Source organism: Actinoplanes sp. KI2 (genome assembly GCF_025630775.1).
Classification (GTDB): Bacteria; Actinomycetota; Actinomycetes; order Mycobacteriales; family Micromonosporaceae; genus Actinoplanes.
On the sequence record NZ_JAOSZE010000013.1, the window covers coordinates 111538 to 127979 of the forward strand.

At 71.4% G+C, this 16442-nt stretch carries 19 protein-coding genes; 6 read left to right on the plus strand and 13 right to left on the minus strand.

All coding sequences use genetic code 11. From position 1 onward, the window contains the following. Nucleotides 1-30: 30 nt before the first annotated feature. The gene (locus ODJ79_RS15600; protein WP_263024162.1) at nucleotides 31-804 is read right to left on the minus strand and encodes an SIR2 family NAD-dependent protein deacylase; all 774 of its coding nucleotides are present in this window, start codon (nucleotides 802-804) and stop codon (nucleotides 31-33) included. 256 nt (nucleotides 805-1060) lie between these two features. Here ODJ79_RS15600 and ODJ79_RS15605 point away from each other — a divergent pair, with 256 nt between their 5' ends. Both ODJ79_RS15605 and ODJ79_RS15610 read left to right on the plus strand, forming a co-directional pair. After that, the gene (locus ODJ79_RS15605; protein ID WP_263024163.1) at nucleotides 1061-2158 is read left to right on the plus strand and encodes a lytic polysaccharide monooxygenase; all 1098 of its coding nucleotides are present in this window, start codon (nucleotides 1061-1063) and stop codon (nucleotides 2156-2158) included. A 257-nt stretch (nucleotides 2159-2415) separates the two neighbouring features. Continuing rightward, complete coding sequence (locus tag ODJ79_RS15610; RefSeq protein WP_263024164.1) at nucleotides 2416-3051, plus strand: NADPH-dependent F420 reductase; 636 nt, start codon at nucleotides 2416-2418, stop codon at nucleotides 3049-3051. Nucleotides 3052-3147: 96 nt separating this feature from the next. Here the strand turns inward: ODJ79_RS15610 and ODJ79_RS15615 are convergent, their stop codons facing one another. Then, a complete protein-coding gene (locus ODJ79_RS15615) occupies nucleotides 3148-4086 on the minus strand; it encodes a ribose-phosphate diphosphokinase (protein WP_263024165.1) in 939 nt (312 codons plus the stop codon). Between the two features lie 68 nt (nucleotides 4087-4154). Between ODJ79_RS15615 and ODJ79_RS15620 the strand changes: the two genes are divergently transcribed. Then, nucleotides 4155-4997, plus strand: a complete 843-nt coding sequence (locus ODJ79_RS15620) for an ABC transporter ATP-binding protein (RefSeq protein WP_263024166.1) — start codon at nucleotides 4155-4157, stop codon at nucleotides 4995-4997. Nucleotides 4998-5029: 32 nt separating this feature from the next. Here ODJ79_RS15620 and ODJ79_RS15625 read toward each other — a convergent pair whose 3' ends face one another. The 5 genes from ODJ79_RS15625 to ODJ79_RS15645 form a co-directional block, all read right to left on the minus strand. After that, the gene (locus ODJ79_RS15625; protein ID WP_263024167.1) at nucleotides 5030-5683 is read right to left on the minus strand and encodes an ABC transporter ATP-binding protein; all 654 of its coding nucleotides are present in this window, start codon (nucleotides 5681-5683) and stop codon (nucleotides 5030-5032) included. A 30-nt stretch (nucleotides 5684-5713) separates the two neighbouring features. Then, entirely contained in the window at nucleotides 5714-6712 is a 999-nt protein-coding gene (locus ODJ79_RS15630) for a magnesium transporter CorA family protein (RefSeq protein WP_263024168.1), read from the minus strand. Between the two features lie 89 nt (nucleotides 6713-6801). Then, nucleotides 6802-7041 carry a hypothetical protein gene (locus tag ODJ79_RS15635; protein WP_263024169.1) on the minus strand — a complete coding sequence of 80 codons (240 nt, stop codon included), beginning with the start codon at nucleotides 7039-7041 and terminating at the stop codon, nucleotides 6802-6804. Nucleotides 7042-7097: 56 nt separating this feature from the next. Further along, nucleotides 7098-7307 carry a ribbon-helix-helix domain-containing protein gene (locus ODJ79_RS15640; RefSeq protein WP_263024170.1) on the minus strand — a complete coding sequence of 70 codons (210 nt, stop codon included), beginning with the start codon at nucleotides 7305-7307 and terminating at the stop codon, nucleotides 7098-7100. A 112-nt stretch (nucleotides 7308-7419) separates the two neighbouring features. After that, nucleotides 7420-9033 (minus strand): CocE/NonD family hydrolase, encoded by a 1614-nt coding sequence (locus tag ODJ79_RS15645; RefSeq protein ID WP_263024171.1) that lies wholly within the window; start codon nucleotides 9031-9033, stop codon nucleotides 7420-7422. A 100-nt stretch (nucleotides 9034-9133) separates the two neighbouring features. Between ODJ79_RS15645 and ODJ79_RS15650 the strand changes: the two genes are divergently transcribed. The 3 genes from ODJ79_RS15650 (at nucleotide 9134) to thrS (ending at nucleotide 12504) form a co-directional block, all read left to right on the plus strand. Further along, nucleotides 9134-9445 (plus strand): hypothetical protein, encoded by a 312-nt coding sequence (locus tag ODJ79_RS15650; RefSeq protein ID WP_263024172.1) that lies wholly within the window; start codon nucleotides 9134-9136, stop codon nucleotides 9443-9445. Then, entirely contained in the window at nucleotides 9445-10404 is a 960-nt protein-coding gene (locus ODJ79_RS15655; protein ID WP_263024173.1) for a WXG100 family type VII secretion target, read from the plus strand. The genes ODJ79_RS15650 and ODJ79_RS15655 overlap by 1 nt, the downstream gene beginning before the upstream one ends. Before the next feature lie 90 nt (nucleotides 10405-10494). Next, the gene (gene thrS, locus ODJ79_RS15660; RefSeq protein WP_263024174.1) at nucleotides 10495-12504 is read left to right on the plus strand and encodes a threonine--tRNA ligase; all 2010 of its coding nucleotides are present in this window, start codon (nucleotides 10495-10497) and stop codon (nucleotides 12502-12504) included. 40 nt (nucleotides 12505-12544) lie between these two features. Here thrS and ODJ79_RS15665 read toward each other — a convergent pair whose 3' ends face one another. The 6 genes from ODJ79_RS15665 to ODJ79_RS15690 all read right to left on the minus strand — a co-directional run bounded on the left by ODJ79_RS15665 (nucleotide 12545) and on the right by ODJ79_RS15690 (nucleotide 16376). Further along, a complete protein-coding gene (locus tag ODJ79_RS15665; protein WP_263024175.1) occupies nucleotides 12545-12979 on the minus strand; it encodes an oxidoreductase in 435 nt (144 codons plus the stop codon). Nucleotides 12980-12995: 16 nt separating this feature from the next. Beyond that, complete coding sequence (locus ODJ79_RS15670; protein WP_317620670.1) at nucleotides 12996-13421, minus strand: NUDIX hydrolase; 426 nt, start codon at nucleotides 13419-13421, stop codon at nucleotides 12996-12998. 184 nt (nucleotides 13422-13605) lie between these two features. Further along, nucleotides 13606-13767 carry a hypothetical protein gene (locus tag ODJ79_RS15675; protein ID WP_263024176.1) on the minus strand — a complete coding sequence of 54 codons (162 nt, stop codon included), beginning with the start codon at nucleotides 13765-13767 and terminating at the stop codon, nucleotides 13606-13608. A gap of 247 nt (nucleotides 13768-14014) precedes the next feature. Continuing rightward, nucleotides 14015-14458 carry an acyl-CoA thioesterase gene (locus ODJ79_RS15680; RefSeq protein ID WP_263024177.1) on the minus strand — a complete coding sequence of 148 codons (444 nt, stop codon included), beginning with the start codon at nucleotides 14456-14458 and terminating at the stop codon, nucleotides 14015-14017. Beyond that, a complete protein-coding gene (locus tag ODJ79_RS15685) occupies nucleotides 14455-15090 on the minus strand; it encodes a TetR/AcrR family transcriptional regulator (RefSeq protein ID WP_263024178.1) in 636 nt (211 codons plus the stop codon). The genes ODJ79_RS15680 and ODJ79_RS15685 overlap by 4 nt, the downstream gene beginning before the upstream one ends. Nucleotides 15091-15272: 182 nt before the next feature. Next, complete coding sequence (locus tag ODJ79_RS15690) at nucleotides 15273-16376, minus strand: LLM class flavin-dependent oxidoreductase (RefSeq protein ID WP_263024179.1); 1104 nt, start codon at nucleotides 16374-16376, stop codon at nucleotides 15273-15275. Nucleotides 16377-16442 lie beyond the last annotated feature (66 nt).

The window sequence follows — 16442 nt, forward strand, 5'->3', positions numbered from 1 at the left end:
CGGCCAAAGATCGACGGGTGGCGCCCTGCTTCATCGATCGCCCCACGCCCGGGCCACCAGGTCGGGGAGGATCTGCGCCGCGGTACCCCGCAGGTTGACGTCGGCGACGGCGTCGAGGGCGGTGGGCTCCGGGTTGACCTGCACCACGGTGGCGCCGGACCGGGCCGCGACGTACGGGATCTCCGCCGCCGGGTAGACGAGGCCCGAGGTGCCCACGGTGAACAGGAGGTCGCAGCCGAAGACGGCCTCGGTGGCGGCGGAGAGGGCATGCGTCGGCAGCTGCTCGCCGAACCAGACGACCCCGGGCCGGACGGGGGCGCCACAGTCGGCACACGACGGCGGCGGCAGGCGCCCGTCGAGCTCCTCGTGCGGCCCGGCCGGGGCGGGGGTCGTGGCGGGGGGCGGGGCGGGCCGGTCGCACGACGAGCATCGCGGGGTGAACAGGCTGCCGTGCAGGTGGATCGGGGTGCGGGAGCCGGCGCGCTCGTGCAGGTCGTCCACGTTCTGGGTGATGACGACCGTGTCGGGGACGTGGGCCTCGATGGCGGCCACCGCGTCGTGCCCGGCGTTCGGCCGGGCGCGCAGCACCTCGGCCCGGCGCCACTCGTACCAGCCCCAGACCAGGGCGGGTTCGGCGGCGAACGCCTCGGGGGTGGCCAGGCTCTTGGGGTCGAAGCGGGCCCACAGGCCGGTCAGCGCGTCACGGAAGGTAGGCACGCCGGACTCGGCCGACATGCCGGCGCCCGTGAAGACGACGACCCGTTTCGCGTCGCGGAGCAGCTCCGCGGCGTCACGCTCCGGCATCCTCCGACCTCCCGGCGTCACGCGGCGCGGCTCCTGTGCCGCGACGCCCCCGGCATTCTTACGCATCACCGGCCCCACCCGCCTACCCCCGGCACGGCGGATCCCCGACCAGTATTGACATATATCGATTCAACGGGAAGGGTAGGCGTCACTCGCCGGGTCACGCCGCGCGGAGGTCGAGGGCATCCTCCGCGGACCTTCCCCCGACCCCGGCCCTGCCGCCAAGGGGCCATCACCCGCGGAGCTATGAGCCCTCATGATTACCAGGAAACTCCTCGTCAGCGCCGTCGTCGGCGCCCTTGTCGCCGCCCTGGCCGCGGTTGCCCTGCCGGCCGGTCCGGCGCAGGCGCACGGCAACGTCATCAGTCCCGCCTCGCGCAACTACGGCTGCTTCATCCGCTGGGGCGACCACTTCCAGGATCCGGCGATGGCCACCGAGGATCCGATGTGCTATCAGGCGTGGCAGGCCGACCCGAACGCGATGTGGAACTGGAACGGCCTCTTCCGGGAGGGCGTCGCCGGCAACCACCAGGGCGCCATCCCGGACGGCCAACTGTGCAGCGCCGGGCATACGCAGAGTGGGCGCTACAACGCCATGGACACGGTCGGCGACTGGAAGCCCAGTACGGTCGGCAACAACTTCACGGTGCAGGTGTTCGACCAGGCGCTGCACGGAGCGGACTACCTCTGGGTGTACGTCACCAACCCGGGCTTCAACCCGGTGACCACCGCGCTCAAGTGGTCCGACCTGACCCGGGTCGCGGTCGTCGGCAACACCCCGGCGTCGCAGTGGACCCCGGTCACCGGCGGCGTACAACTGAACATCCCGGTCGCGCTGACCGGGCGCACCGGCCGGGCCATGGTCTACACGATCTGGCAGGCCAGCCACCTGGATCAGTCCTACTACTGGTGCAGCGACATCGACTTCGGCGGCGGTGGCACCACGACCCCGCCGACCACGTCACCGACCACGCCCCCGACGACGACGCCCACGACCGCACCGACCACCCCGCCGACGACCGTGCCGACCACGTCACCGACCACGCCGCCGGCCTCCGGCGCCTGCTCCGCCGCGTACGCGCTGAGCAGTCAGTGGTCCGGCGGATATCAGGCGGGCGTGACGGTGACGGCCGGCTCGGCGGCGATCAAGAGCTGGACGGTGAAGCTCACCTACCCGAGCGCGCCGACCGTCCAGCAGACCTGGAACGCGACCGCGAGCGTCAGCGGCACCGTGCTCACGGCCACCAACGTCAGCTACAACGGGGCGCTGAGCGCCGGCGGGAGCACGACGTTCGGGTTCCTCGGCTCGGGCACGGCAACGACGCCGACGGTCACCTGCACGGCGACGACCTGACACACCCCCTGTTCATCTTTGTTGCGTACCGGTAAAGTTCTTTGGGAGCGCTCCCAACATCGACCATCACAAATGAAGGGAGGCCAATCAGACTGCACTATCGCGTGACACCGGTTCCTAGAGACACCATCCGTCCGCTTGGACTGGAGCGGGGGACGGGACGCCCTCCCCGTCCCCCGCTCACCACCACGGCTGCTGGGGTAGCGTTCTCCTGCAGCACTCCTCCTCCCGGTCCGCACCAACGGTGAGGAGGGATCATGCACATCGGGATCATCGGCGCCGGGCATGTCGGTTCGACGCTGGCCCGCTCGTTCGTGACGGCCGGGCACGACGTGGCCGTCGCCAACTCCCGGGCGCCGGAGACTCTGCACGATCTGGAGACCACGCTCGGCCGGCATGCGCACGCCATGACCGCGCAGGAGGCGGCCGCGTACGGGGACATGGTCGTGCTGGCCGTCCCGTTCGGCCACTATCGCGAACTGCCGGCCGCGGAGCTCGCCGGCAAGACGATCATCGACGCCGAGAACTACCTGCCCGAACGGGACGGGCACATCGCGGCGCTCGACGACGACTGGACCACCTCGAGCGAGCTGGTGCAGGAGTTCCTGCCCGGCGCGCGGGTGGTCAAGGCGTTCAACGCGATGCGCTGGGACCACCTGCGCGACTACGGGCACGAGGCCGGGTCGCTCGAGCGCTACGGGATCCCGATCTCCGGCGACGACGCGGCGGCCAAGCGCGAGGTGTGCGACATCATCGAGCAGATGGGCTACGAGCCGGTCAACGCCGGCAGCCTGGCCCAGGGCGGCCGCAAGCATCAGCCGGGCAGCGACGTCTACGCCGCCGACCTCACGGCCGATGACCTGCGCGCCCGCATCGGCGTGGTGCCCGGGTAGGCGACCGGGCACGGACGGTGGTGGCGCCGCGGTGCTGGAGCACGCGCAGCACCAGGCAACCTGCTGCGTGCGGCCGGCGCCGGGGACGGCTCGCCGTCAGGCGAACAACGCGCTGACCGATTCGCCGTTGTGGATGCGGCGCATCGCCTCGGCCAACGCGGGGGCGACCGAGAGAACCGTCAGCTTCTCGGTGTGGTTCTTGCGGGGAATCGGCACCGTGTTGGTGCAGACGATCTCCTCGATCTCCTTCTCGTCGGAGAGGCGGCGGATCGCGTCACCGGTGAACAACCCGTGCGTGCAGGCCACCCGGACGCTGCGGACGTTGCGTTCGCGCAACCGGGCCAGCAGCTCGAAAACGGTGCTGCCCTTCGCGATCTCGTCGTCGAGGACAATCACGTCGCGGTCGGTCACGTCGCCGATCACCGTGGTGATGACCACCTTGTCGTCGGCGTAGCGCTGCTTCGCGCCGGCCGCCACGTCGATGTCGAGCATGCGGGCGAAGGCGGCGGCCTCCTTGGCGTTGCCCAGGTCGGGCGAGACGACGACGGTGTCGCTCAGGTCGTAGCCGCGGAAGTGGTGGGCCAGCTCGCGCAGCGCGTGCAGATGGTCGACCGGGATGCTGAAGAAGCCGTGCACCTGCGGGGAGTGCAGCGTCATCGCGAGCACCCGGTCGGCCCCGGCCGTGGTGAGCAGATCGGCCACCAGCCGGCCGCCGATGGAGATGCGGGGCGCGTCCTTCTTGTCGCTGCGGGCGTACGCGTAATGCGGCATCACCACGGTGATGCGGCCGGCGCTCGCACCACGGGCGGCGTCGAGCATGAACAGCAGCTCCACCAAGTTCTCTTGTACGGGTGGTACCAGCGGCTGGATCAGGAAGACGTCCCGCTCGCGGCAGTTGCCCTGGAGCTGGACCTCGATGCAGTCGTTGGCGAAGCGGGACGTCTTGGTGGGCATCAGCGGCACGCCCAGATGCAGGCAGATCTCGGCGGCGAGCTCGGGATGGGCGGATCCGGAGAAAACGGCGATGTCACGCACGGGGATCACCCTAGAAGCCTAGGGCCGGACACTTTCGAGCGACCAGGGGTACCGCTACCGTGTGCCGCATGAACGGGCTTGCCGTGGCCTGCCGCCGCGTGGTGCACATCTATCGGGCGCAGGCGGGTGACGTGGTCGCGCTGGCCGGGGTCGACCTGTCGATCGCGCCGGGTGAGACGCTGGCGCTGGTCGGGCCGTCCGGCTCGGGCAAGTCGACGCTGATCGCCCTGCTGGCCGGCCTGATGCGGCCGTCGGCCGGGCGGATCAACATCGGCACCTACGACCTGGGCAAGCTCTCCGACGGCGAGATCTCCCGGCTGCGCGGCACGGAGATCGGCGTGGTCCTGCAGGGCGCGGGCCGCAACCTTCTGCCGTACGCGTCGCTGCACCGCAACATCTGGCTGGCGCAGCGGCGGGCCGCACACACCCGGGGCATCAAGCTGGACGATCCGGACCGCATCCTGGACCTGGTCGGCCTGCCGGGCCAGGGCCGGCAACGCCTGGCCGACCTGACCCCGGGTGGCCGGCAGCGGGCGGCGCTGGCGGTCGGTATCGCGGCCGGGCCGGGGCTGCTGCTGGTGGACGAGCCGACCAGCCGCCTCGACACGGCCGGCCGCGACGAGGTCCTGGCCGCGATGGAGACGGTCAACGCGGAACGGCAGACCACGATCGTGGTGGTGACCCACGACAACGAGGTGGGCGCGCGGCTGGGCCGGGCGGTGACGATCCGGGACGGCCGGGTCGGTGCCGAGGGCCGCGGCGGCCAGGACTTCGCGGTGGTCGCCGGGGACGGCACCGTGCAGCTGCCGCCGGAGGTGCTGGGCAACTATCCGCCGGGGACCCTTTTCACCGTGCAGCACCTCGACGGCGAGGTCACGCTGGTACCCAGCGGCACCGAGCACGTTCCGTAGAGCCGCAGCCCGTCGTGATCGGCGGGACAGCCCTACGGCCGGGCCCAGACGGCGGCGCCGTCGGCCAGGTGCAGTTCCCGGTCGCAGGCCGCGGCGGCTTCCGGGTCGTGGGTGGCGAAGACGACCGCCGCGCCGCGGGTCGCCTCGCCGCGCAGCAGCTCGATCACCCGCTGGCGGTTGGCCGCGTCCAGTTCGCTGGTGATCTCGTCGGCCAGCAGGACGTCGCCCCGCAGGGCCAGCCCGCGGGCGATCGCCGTGCGTTGCTGCTGACCGCCGGACAGCTCCTCGATCAGCTGGTCGGCCTGGCCGGAGAGGCCGAGCGGCTCCAGCGCCTCGGCGGTGCGGCGGCGGGCCTCGGCGGGCGTGCCGCCGGTCGCGATGACCGCCACGGCGATGTTCTCGGCGGCGGTGAGGATCGCGGCCAGGCCGTTGTCCTGCGGGATCAGCACGACGCCCAGCGACACCGCACGGTCGCGGTCGCCGAGCGGGTCGCCGTCGATCAGCACCACGCCGGAGGCCGGGGGCAGCAGGCCCGCCATCGCGCTGAGCAGCGTGGTCTTGCCGGCGCCCGAGGTGCCGGTGACGGCCAGGATCTCCCCCGGCCGGGCGGTGACCGTGAGGCCGGTCAGCACCGGGGGGCCGCCGTTCCAGGACAGGTCGACGCCGTCGACGGCCAAGGTCTTCACGCGCGGCTCCCCGTTTCGATGCGCCCCACCCTAGAGCCAGTGCCGCCGCCGAAGATAGATCCACAGGCCGCCGGCCGAGCAGATGATCAGCACCATGCTCTGCACGTACCCCCAAGGTTTGGCGAAGCCGGGGTATGGCACATTCTGTCCGAAATAGCCGGTAAGCGCGGTGGGGACGGCGATCACCGCGGCCCAGGCCGCCAGCTTCCGGGTGATGTCGTTGAGCACGTTGCCCTGCTCGGCCAGGTCGGCGTGCAAAAGCGAGTCGATCCGGTCGCGCAGGTGCTCGACCTGGTCCTCGGCGTGCCGGGCGTGGTCCTCGACGTCCCGGAAGTACGGCATCAGATGCTCGTCGACCAGTTCGAGGTCCGGGCGCATGGCCTGCGAGACGAGATCCGGCATGGGCGCCACCGCCCGGCGCAGCCCGGCGACCGTCTTGCGCAGCCGCAGGCCGTGCATGCGAACCTCGCGAGGCGCGCCACCCTCCTCGATCAGGATGTCCTCGACGCTGTCCATCGCGACGTCCAGCTGCTGCGCGGCGCTGACGTGCCCGTCGACCACCACATCGAGCAGCCCGTAGAGCAGGAAGGCGACGCCCCGCATCTCGGTGAGCTTGGCGCTGGCGTCCCACCGTTCGACGAACTTGGCGGTGTCGCTGGGCGCCTTGCGGACCGTGATCAGGGCGCGGTCGGTGACGAAGGCGCTGATCTCGGTCTTGCCGAACGGCGGGTCCTCGGGCTTCGTGGCGACGTCCACGGCGTACACGTTGAGGAACAGATGCTGCGGATACCGGTCCAGCTTCGGCCGCTCGTGCTCCTGGGTGGCGTCCTCGACGGCCAGCGGGTGCAGGCGGAACTCCTCGGCCACCGTGGCCAGGTCCTGGGCGGTGGGCCGGTACAGGTCGAGCCAGAGCACGGCGTTCGGATGCCGGGCCAGCCTCTCGGCCACCTCGCCGGCCGGGAAGTCCTCGGCGATGACCTTGCCGTTCTCGTACAGGCGGGTCTCGGCCGGACACGATGGAGCGTTCACCGCCACACTATGCCCCACCGGTCACCCCGCCACGCCACGAGCCGCGGCCAGGCCCGATCACCGGGACAGGACGCGTCGACCCACCGAGCTCAGAGCGCCAGCAGTCGACGCAGGCCCGCATCGATATTGGTCAACATCGTGGCCGTGACGCGCCCAAGCCGCCGCCCGAATGCGGACGGGTCCGCGAACCGAATCCTGGACAGGTCGATGGTGCCGCCGCCCCCGATGTCGGCCGGCAGCGGGATCAGGATGCCTGGCACATCGCCGTCGGCCCGGTCGTGGACCAACACGATCACCGGATACACGCGACTGTAAGGGGTCGCGCTCACGACGAGGACTCTGATGCGCCGGCTTCCCTGCGTGTACTCGACGATGTCGCCCCGGGTCACCACTGCGCGTCGAACGCCTCGAGCGCTGCCGCGTCGTCGCCGGTCAGACTCGCGTGCCACTCTGCTGCAGCGGCGATCCGCTTACGGTCGAGGTACTCCCGGACGGCCTGCGCCACGACAGCCGACCGATTGCCGCCGGCAACCTCCGCGTCCAGGTCTTTGCGCAGGTCCGGGTCGAGCGTCACGGAGATCGTGTCGGCGGTCACGCCGATCACAATACCAACACCAATACCAATCACACCATGACCGGGATGGTGGGGGCGGGCGGCCTGTGCCAAGCCCGCCTCGACCTGCTTCTTCCTGGCACGCGAACGGGGCTCAACTCGATCGGGGCAGCACGATGCGGGACGGGCCGAGGGCGAGCGTGTGCCGGGTGGGCTGGAGTTTTGTGCCGAGGCCCGGGTTTTCGGCGGTGCCCAGGTTGCGGGCGAACTGGGGGTAGCAGCCGCCGGCGATCAGGACTCGCACGCGGGAGCCGGCGGCGAAGCGGTGCGCGATCGGCAGCAGGGGGAGGCGGACCGGGGCGTTCTGGTCGCGGTCGGGGTCGAGGCGGCGGTAGCCCTCGGTCACGTTGCGCGAGCGGCCGGCCGGGTCGACCTCGCTGATCCGCACGAACAGGTCGGCGTGCGGGTTGTCGGTGCGGTGCGCCAGCTCGACGACCGGCGAGCCGTGCACCTCGAACGCGGCCGCCAGCGGCTCGCCGGTGAAGGCGAGCACGTCGGGGCGGGCGGCGAGCGCGGAGTCGTCGACATAGCCGCCGTCCTCCAGCAGCGGGCCGCCGATCGCCGGCGTGGGCTCGGCCGGGTCGAAGGTGAACGCCGCCTCGCCCGCGGCGGCCTCCCCGAGGCCGCCGCCGGGGCGCAGATGCAGGGCGAGCTCCCGGGTGGGTGGCGGCCAGGCGTCCGACTCGCGCCAGTCGCGGGCTCCGGTGACCTGCACGCGTACGCGATGAGCACGGCGCAGCGGCTCCCCGCGCAGCTTCGCCCCCAGCCAGTCGAGAGTCTCCGGGATGAGGATCGACGCGCCCCGCCCGATCACCTCGGTGTGCGTCCACGGGCCGACGGTGAGCGCCACGTCGACGCCGCGGGCGTGCAGCCGCTCGTACTGCTCGATGGTCTGTTGCAGGAAGAGGTCTTGCCAGCCGCTGTGCAGCAGGATCGGTATCCGCGCCCGCTCCAGGGCGAGCGGGTGGCGCATCGGCTCCCAGTACGGATCGGCCAGGTCGGTGCGGGTGGCCCGGTCGCGGAACCAGCGCGCCCGGCCCGCGTAGTGCCGCTCGGCCGCCTCGACCAGCGGCAGGTCGGTGAAGACCGACCGCAACGCCCTTGTCCGCGCCGGGCCGGCGAACAGCTCGGACACCCGGGCGGTCAGCGACGACTTGTCGGAGCGGGGCAGCCGGGACACCATGTCGCTCCAGCCGACCAGGTCGAGGTTGAGCGAGCCGGTCCCCCAGGAGTGCCGGGCGAAGTCGTGCGGGCCGACCGTGATCACCGCGGCGGCCATCTCGTCGGGCGGGTCCTCCAGCAGCGCCCACTGGACATAGCCCAGGTAGGACGGGCCGATGGTGGCGAACGTGCCGGTGAACCAGGGCTGCGCGAGCAGCCAGGCGACCACGTCGCGGCCGTCCGCGCGCTCGGTGCGCATCGGGTCGAAGTCGCCGTCCGAGGTGGCGGTGCCCCGGCAGGACACGAACACCACGTGGTATCCGCGGGCGGCGTAGGGCCTCGCATACAGCAGGTTGAAGGGGAACCGGCGGCCGTACGGACCGCGCACCAGCAGGGTGCCGGCGGGCTCGCCGGCCGGCACGTAGTGATCGGCGGCGAGGGTCACGCCGTCGCGCATCGGAATGCGCAGCCCTCGGTCGATCGAAAAGGGCTGGACGGCGCCGGGTAGCTTGAGCACCCGGCTCGCGAGTTGATCCTGCAGCGCCATCGTCGCCTCCTCGATCTGCTGGGAACACCTTGCCAGACCGGTACGACAGAACGTTGCCGAGTAGCGGTACGGTCACTATCGGTATCGATGGGAGGATGGCATGGGCGCGATGGTCCGGATAGACCAACCCGAGGTGTCCAAGATCGGGAACGCCGTGCTCGACGTGGCCGGGCGCCTCGAACGGGTCTCCGGCGAGGTCGACCGGTGCGGCTCGATCACCGACTCGGCCGTCGAGGGCTCCGCGGCGCTCGGTGCCACCGGCAACTACGCGATCGGCTGGCGGGAAACCCTGACCGACCTCGCCGGGCAGGTGCGTGCCTTCGCCGGCGACCTGCACAAGGCGGCCGGCGACTACCACGAGACCGACGCCGAGGCGGCCGCCCGGCTCAGCTCCGAGGCGGGGTACTACTGATGGCGATCACGCTCGACGCGCTGATGCACGCCGACACCGGCCGGATCCGGGACGCCGCAGCCGGCTGGGAGAAGATCGCCGACGAGCTCGACGCGACCGTGGAGCAGATGGCGCGCGGCACCGGCGACCTGCCCAACCACTGGGAGGGCGACGCGGCCGAGGCCGCCGAGCAGCGCAACCGCACCTTCCAGATCGAGATCGGCAACGTCCCGCACGGCTTCCACGTCGTCGCGCAACAGCTGCGCGGCCTGGCCGAGAAGTTCGAGCACTGCCGCACCCTGGTGTACGCCGTGGTCGACGACGCCAGGGCCGACGGCATGCGGGTCGACCTGCGGACCGGGCAGATCAGCACGACCGGCCCGGTCACCAACGACTCGGTCACGGCCGTGCGGGGCATCATGGACGAGTTTTCCCGGCGGCTCACCCAGATCCTGGCCCAGGCCAACGACGCCGACCGGCAGGCGGCCGATCTGATCGACCAGATGGACAACGACCCGACCCCGCTGAACGCCGAGCTGGCCGAGTCCGGGTCCAACGACTTCCTGCTGCAGGACTATCAGTTCCTGCAGAGCGACGACTACTCGCCGGACTTCAAGGCGCAGGCCTGGAACGACATGAACCAGCTCAACCGCGACCGGCTGATCACCGAGCACCCCGAGCTGATCGGGCCGACCGTCGGCCTGCCCACCGTCGACCGGGACCGGGCCAACCGGCTGCTGCTGGCCCGGGCCAAGACCGACGCGCTGGCCCGCCAGGAGCGGCTGGACGTCATGCAGGACGGCGCCGCCAGCCGGGCCACCATGAACACCGACCGCCGGCTGGCCGACATCGCCGCGGTGCAGCAGAAGCTGGCCAGCACGCCGGGCGCCCGCCTGCTCGGCTACCCGCCCGCGGTGATCGGCACGGCCGACCCGAGGTGGGACGACTGGCAGCCACCGGCCCGGCGGGTCCCGGGCTGACCGGGTGCTCCTTTCGAGGCAGGCGCATGGCCGTCCGGCTCGCCGGATAGCATCGTCAACGGCCCGCTGTGTCGTCGAAGGAGAACAACCGTGTCCGGAACCCGTACCCCCGCTGCCGACCCTCTGGTCGTCCCGGCCGGGACTACGGCCGCCGACGCGGTGGCCAAGGCCGGGCTGCCCACCAGCGGGCCCAAGGCGGTCGTCGTCGTCCGCGACGCGGCCGGCCGGCTGCGTGACCTCGACTGGGAGCCCGAGCTCGACACCGACGTGACCCCGGTCGCGATCGACGAGCCGGACGGGCTGAACGTGCTGCGCCACTCGACCGCGCACGTGCTCGCCCAGGCCGTGCAGGACACCTTCCCCGAGGCCAAGCTCGGCATCGGCCCGCCGATCGAGAACGGCTTCTACTACGACTTCGACGTGCCGAAGCCGTTCCAGCCGGAGGACCTGTCGAAGCTCGAGAAGCGGATGCAGGAGATCGTCAAGGCCGGGCAGAGCTTCCGCCGCCGCGAGTACAAGTCGCTCGACGAGGCGAAGGTCGAGCTCTCGTCCGAGCCGTACAAGCTGGAGCTGGTCGACCTCAAGGGCTTGGATGACGCTGCGGACGCCTCCGATGTGTCTGTCGAGGTCGGCCACGGCGAGCTGACCCACTACGACAACCTCGACAAGGACGGCAAGCGGGTCTGGGGCGACCTGTGCCGCGGGCCGCACCTGCCGAGCACCCGGCTGATCCCGGCGTTCAAGCTGATGCGCTCGGCCGCCGCGTACTGGCGGGGCAGCGAGAAGAACCCGCAGCTCCAGCGCATCTACGGGACGGCCTGGCCGTCGCGGGACGAGCTCAAGGCGTACCTCAACCGCCTTGCCGAAGCGGAACGCCGCGACCACCGCAAGCTGGGCACCGAGCTGGATCTCTTCTCGTTCCCCGATGAGATCGGGTCGGGTCTGGTCGTCTTCCACCCGAAGGGTGGGGTGATCAAGCGCGAGATGGAGGACTACGTCCGCGCGCGCCACATCGAGGAGGGCTTCCAGTACGTCGGGTCGCCGCACATCACCAAGGAGGGGCTGTTCCACACCTCCGGGCACCTGCCGTACTACAAGGACACGATGTTCCCCCCGATGGAGCTGGAGGGGGCGAACTACTACCTCAAGGCCATGAACTGCCCGATGCACAACTTGATCTTCAAGGCGCGCGGGCGGTCCTACCGTGAGCTGCCGCTGCGCTTCTTCGAGTTCGGCTCGGTCTACCGCTACGAGAAGTCCGGCGTGGTGCACGGTCTCACCCGGGTGCGCGGCCTGACCCAGGACGACTCGCACTCGTACGTGACCGCCGAGCAGGCGCCCGACGAGATCAAGCACCTGCTCAAGTTCGTCCGGTCGCTGCTCGACGACTTCGGCCTCGATGACTACTACCTGGAGCTGTCGACCCGGGACCCGAAGAGCGACAAATTCATCGGTACGGACGAGCAGTGGGCGGCCGCGACCAAGGTGCTCGAGGACGTGGCCACCGAGTCCGGCCTGGAACTCGTGCTCGACCCGGGCGGCGCCGCCTTCTACGGCCCGAAGATCAGCGTGCAGGCCAAGGACGCGATCGGCCGCACCTGGCAGATGTCGACCATCCAGTACGACTTCAACCAGCCGGCCCGCTTCGGCCTCGAATACCAGGCCGCCGACGGCACCCGGCAGGAGCCGGTGATGATCCACTCGGCGAAGTTCGGCTCGATCGAGCGGTTCTTCGGCGTGCTGGTCGAGCACTACGCCGGCGCGTTCCCGGCCTGGCTCGCGCCGGTGCAGGTGGTCGGCATCCCGATCCGCGACGACCACGCCGACTACCTGTCGGAGTTCGTCGCGAAACTTCGGGCGCAGGGCATCCGCGCCGAGGTCGACTACTCCGACGACCGCATGCAGAAGAAGATCCGCACCGCCCAGCAGCAGAAGATCCCGTTCATGGCCATCGCCGGCGACGACGACGTGGCCGCCGGCACGGTGTCCTTCCGCTACCGGGACGGCTCGCAGCGCAACGGCGTCGCCGTCGACGAGGCGGTCGCGCACGTGGTCGAGATCGTCCGCTCCCGGGTGAACACCGGCCCGTCCGCCGCCTAGGGTCTGTCCTGCCGCTCCCTCGTGATCGGCAGGACAGACCCTAGGCCTGCCGGCCGTCCCACGACCAGCGTGGGACGGCCATCCCGGCCGGCACGTCCGCGGCCGAGTGGTGGTACCGCGCCATGGTCGTGGTGGTCGCCCAGGCGAAGTAGTCGTGCAGCACCTGCCGCAGCGGCTCGCCGGTCAGCCCGGCGTCGTCCAGCGCCGCGTCGAAGCAGGCGATGGCCCGGCGGTCCATCTCCTCGTGCGGGCCGTTGCCGCTGTGCATCCGGACGACCTCGCTCTCGTCGAGCCCACCCGGCGGGCCGCCGAGGGCCTCACCCCAGTACGCGGCCAGGCGCTCGGTGTGGTCCGGGCGGTAGCCGTGCTCGAAGGCGTGGCTGACCACCTCGTCGGCGAGCACCCGCTCGTGCCAGGCCGCGGCCAGTCGTACCAGTCCATCGTGGCCGCCCGCGGCCTCATACACGCTGGTCATGTCGCCGAACATACGCTTACCCGCGGGCTTCGGGCTCCGGCGCAAGACAGAGCGGCAGGACCATCGCCGCGGTGGCCGCCAGGTCCCGGTCGAGCACCTCGTCGCGGGGAACGAACACCATGGCTCGCCCCTCGCCGAGCACGACGTCCTCCTGCCGCGCCTCGGTGGTGCCGCGAAAGACGTGGATCGTGACGGTGTGCGGGAAACCCTCCTCGACGGGCCGCGGGCCGGACCAGGCCGGGTGCAGCTCACCGGCGGTCAGGCCGGTTTCCTCCAGCAGTTCCCGGCGAGCGGCCTGCTCCGGCGTCTCGCCGGGCTCGACGCGGCCCCCTGGCAGACCCCACTGATTGGGCGAGGTCGGCGCGTGCTCGTCGCGGTGCTGCAGCAGCACCGCGCCGGACCGTTGGACGAGCAGGACGAGCGCGACTTCGTAGCTGGCCACCGCAAGATCATGCCACGTGGACGGGGTAGCTGTTCTGGAAGGCGAGCCGGTCGTCGGCCCGGGAAGTCGAGCCCGGCCGGCCAATCCACGAGCTGATGGGCGACGTCGTGCGCGGCCCGCAGGTGGGCGGCGAGCCGCGGCGGCGCCTGGTGGGCGCGCAGCAGATCGGATGCCGCGGCCGGGATCAGGCGCAACGGCGGTCGGTCAGCGCGCGGTCGACGATCACGAAGCGAGGCTGCTGCAAGTCGGTGCCGGCGCTGAGGTCGCGCCACCGTTGCATCTCGGCGCGCCGGGCGTCCGGCACCGCCGCGTAGGCGCTCAGCGCGTCGTCGCCGAGCGGCAGCATCTCGGGCGGTTCCGAGGTCCCAACAGCACGGACATCGCGGGTGGCGCGGACAGCGGCCGCCCGGCGCGACCGTCCTCGCGCCGAGCGGCCGGGCTCACGGGCGCGCGGGGCCGGACTCACGGGCGCGGGGCCGGACTCACGGGCGCGGGGCCGGACTCACGGGCGCGAGGCCGGACTCACGGGCGCGAGGCCGGGCTCACGGGCGCGAGGCCGGTTCTGCCGGTCACGCGGGAGCGAGGCGTGGCCCCTAGCTCGATGGGCGCAGGAGCCGCGTCGCGAGGCGGCGGCCCTCGTCCGACCACGGGGACGGGCGCATCGTGGCGGGGTCGAGGTTGATGATGACGCGACGGCCCTCGGCGTACACAATCTGGTTGTCGGTCGAGGTGACCCGGAAGCGATAGTCGGCGCTGGTGGTGCCGAGCTTTTCGGCCCAGAAGTGCACGGCAATCTCGCCGGTGCCGCGGACCGGCACGTGGAACGTGATCGAGTACTCGCGGACGACGTTGAACGCGTCCGGCGAGGTGGGCCGGCCGTCGGCGAACGAGACGCCGCGCTCGGCCCACCAGCTGATCATCGCGCGTTCGACGAAGACGGCGTAGCGCGCGTTGTGCAGCACGCCCAGCGCGTCCAGGTCGTCGAAGTGGACCGGGACCCGGGTCGTGTGTCCATACTCGACGGCTACGGCGGTCATGTCGGCTCCGGAAGGATCGAAGGGTCGGTGGCAAGCGCTCGCAGATGGCCGAGCAGGGCGTTGCGAGCGTGGCGGAAGGTGACCTCGGCGCCGAGCGTCGGCGCCTGCATCACGGCGCAGACGGCGAGCGACTCGGTCTCGTACGCGATCGCGCCGGCATCCGTCCCGGCGCGCAGCTCCCCGCCCTCGACCGCGTCGGCGGCCAGCCCGGTCAGGAAGTCCATCCACTCGCGCAGCTGGATCGCGAGCCGGTCGCGGACGGCGCCGGGCCGGGCGTTGAACTCGAAGTTGGCGTTGGCGAAGAAGCAGCCGCCGGGCAGCCGCTCGGTCTCGTAGAAGGCGAGTCGCAGGTCGTGCACGGCCCAGAGCCGGCGGACCCCGCGGGGCGCGCGCACGCCGGGCCGGATGACCTCGGCGGTCCACTGGTCGCGGGCGTGCTCGATGACCGCGAGCTGGAGCGACTCCTTGGAGCGCCAATGCGCGAAGAGGCCGGCCTTGCTCATCCCGAGCGCCTCGGCGAGCTGGCCGAGCGAGAGGCCGTCGAGCCCGGCGGTGGTGGCCAGCCGCAGGGCGTGGTCGAGCACCGCGGTGCGGGTGCGTTCGCCCCGGGCGAGCCGGCCGTCGACGGTCATACACCGAGGCTATAAAACGACCGACCGGTCGTAAACATAGTTGTGGCCCGGGTCACCTAGAAAATCGGGCCGAGGGCCGGACATCGACGGTGCTGACCTCCCTCGACTCACCCGGCGGAGCGCCTCCGGACCGCGTTGCCAACTGATCACCCGCGTGCCGTCCCAGTCGTAGACCTCGCCGTCTAGCCGTACCAGTGTTTCGCGAGCAGCTCGAACGAGCGCACCCGATCGCCGTGGTCGTAGGTCATCGTGGTGACCAGGAGCTCGTCGGCGCCGGTTACGCGGCGGAGCGTTTCCAGGCGTTCGGCGACCGTCGCGGGTGAGCCGACGAACTGCGTCTGCACCCGGTCGGCCACCAGCTCCCGCTCCTGGTCCGTCCACTCGTGCGCCTCGGCCTCGGCCGGTGACGGGTACGGGATCGCCCCCTCCCCGGTGCGCACGCTGCGTACCCAGAGCCCATAGCCGGCGGCCAGCCGCCGGGCGGTCGCGTCGTCCTCGGCCACCACCACGTCGGCCGAGACCATCACCTCGGGCGCGGACAGCACCGAGGACGGGCGGAACGCCGCGCGGTACGCCGACACCGCCTCCAGCACCCGGGCCGGCGAGACGTGGTAGTTCGCCGCGAACGGCAGGCCCCGCGCGCCGGCCACCCGGGCGCTCTCCCCGCCGCTCGAGCCGAGCACCCAGATCTGCAGGTCGGCGCCCTCCCCCGGCACCGCCCGCGCCTCGTTCCCGTCGTCGTCGGTGTAGGGCCCGGCCAGCAGCGTCCGGATGTCGGCGATGGCCGTGTCGAGGTCGACCGGGGACGCGTTCGGCTGGCTCAGCAGCTTGAAGAACAGCGCCGACCGGGAGGACCGGAAGATCGGCGTGAAGGAGAACGACTTCGGGATGAGCAGCCCGTCGACGGTCCGGGGCTCGGTCGCGGGCTCTTCGACCCCGGACTGCCGGCGCTGCGCCGACCGGCCCAGCCCGAGGTCGAACCGGCCGGGGTAGAGCGCGTCGAGCATGCCGAACTGCTCGACCACCCCGAGCGGGGTGAGAAATCCGGTCTGCACCGCGCCCGAGCCCAGCCGGATGTGGTCGGTGACCGCGGCGATCTGCCCGAGCAGCAGGGCCGGCTGCGAGCTGGCCACGCCGGGCGTCAGGTGGTGCTCGGCCACCCAGTACCGGTGGTACCCGAACTGCTCGGCCTGGCGGGCGAGGTCGAGCGTGCGGCGCAGCGCGTCGGCGGCCGTCCCGCCGGAGACGAGCGGCGACAGATCGAGGATGGAGAGCGGCGCGGTCATTCTCTTTTCCTATCGCTTAAATAGGTTTTAGACAAGCGATGCGGCGTTGACAACTTCGTAATGACA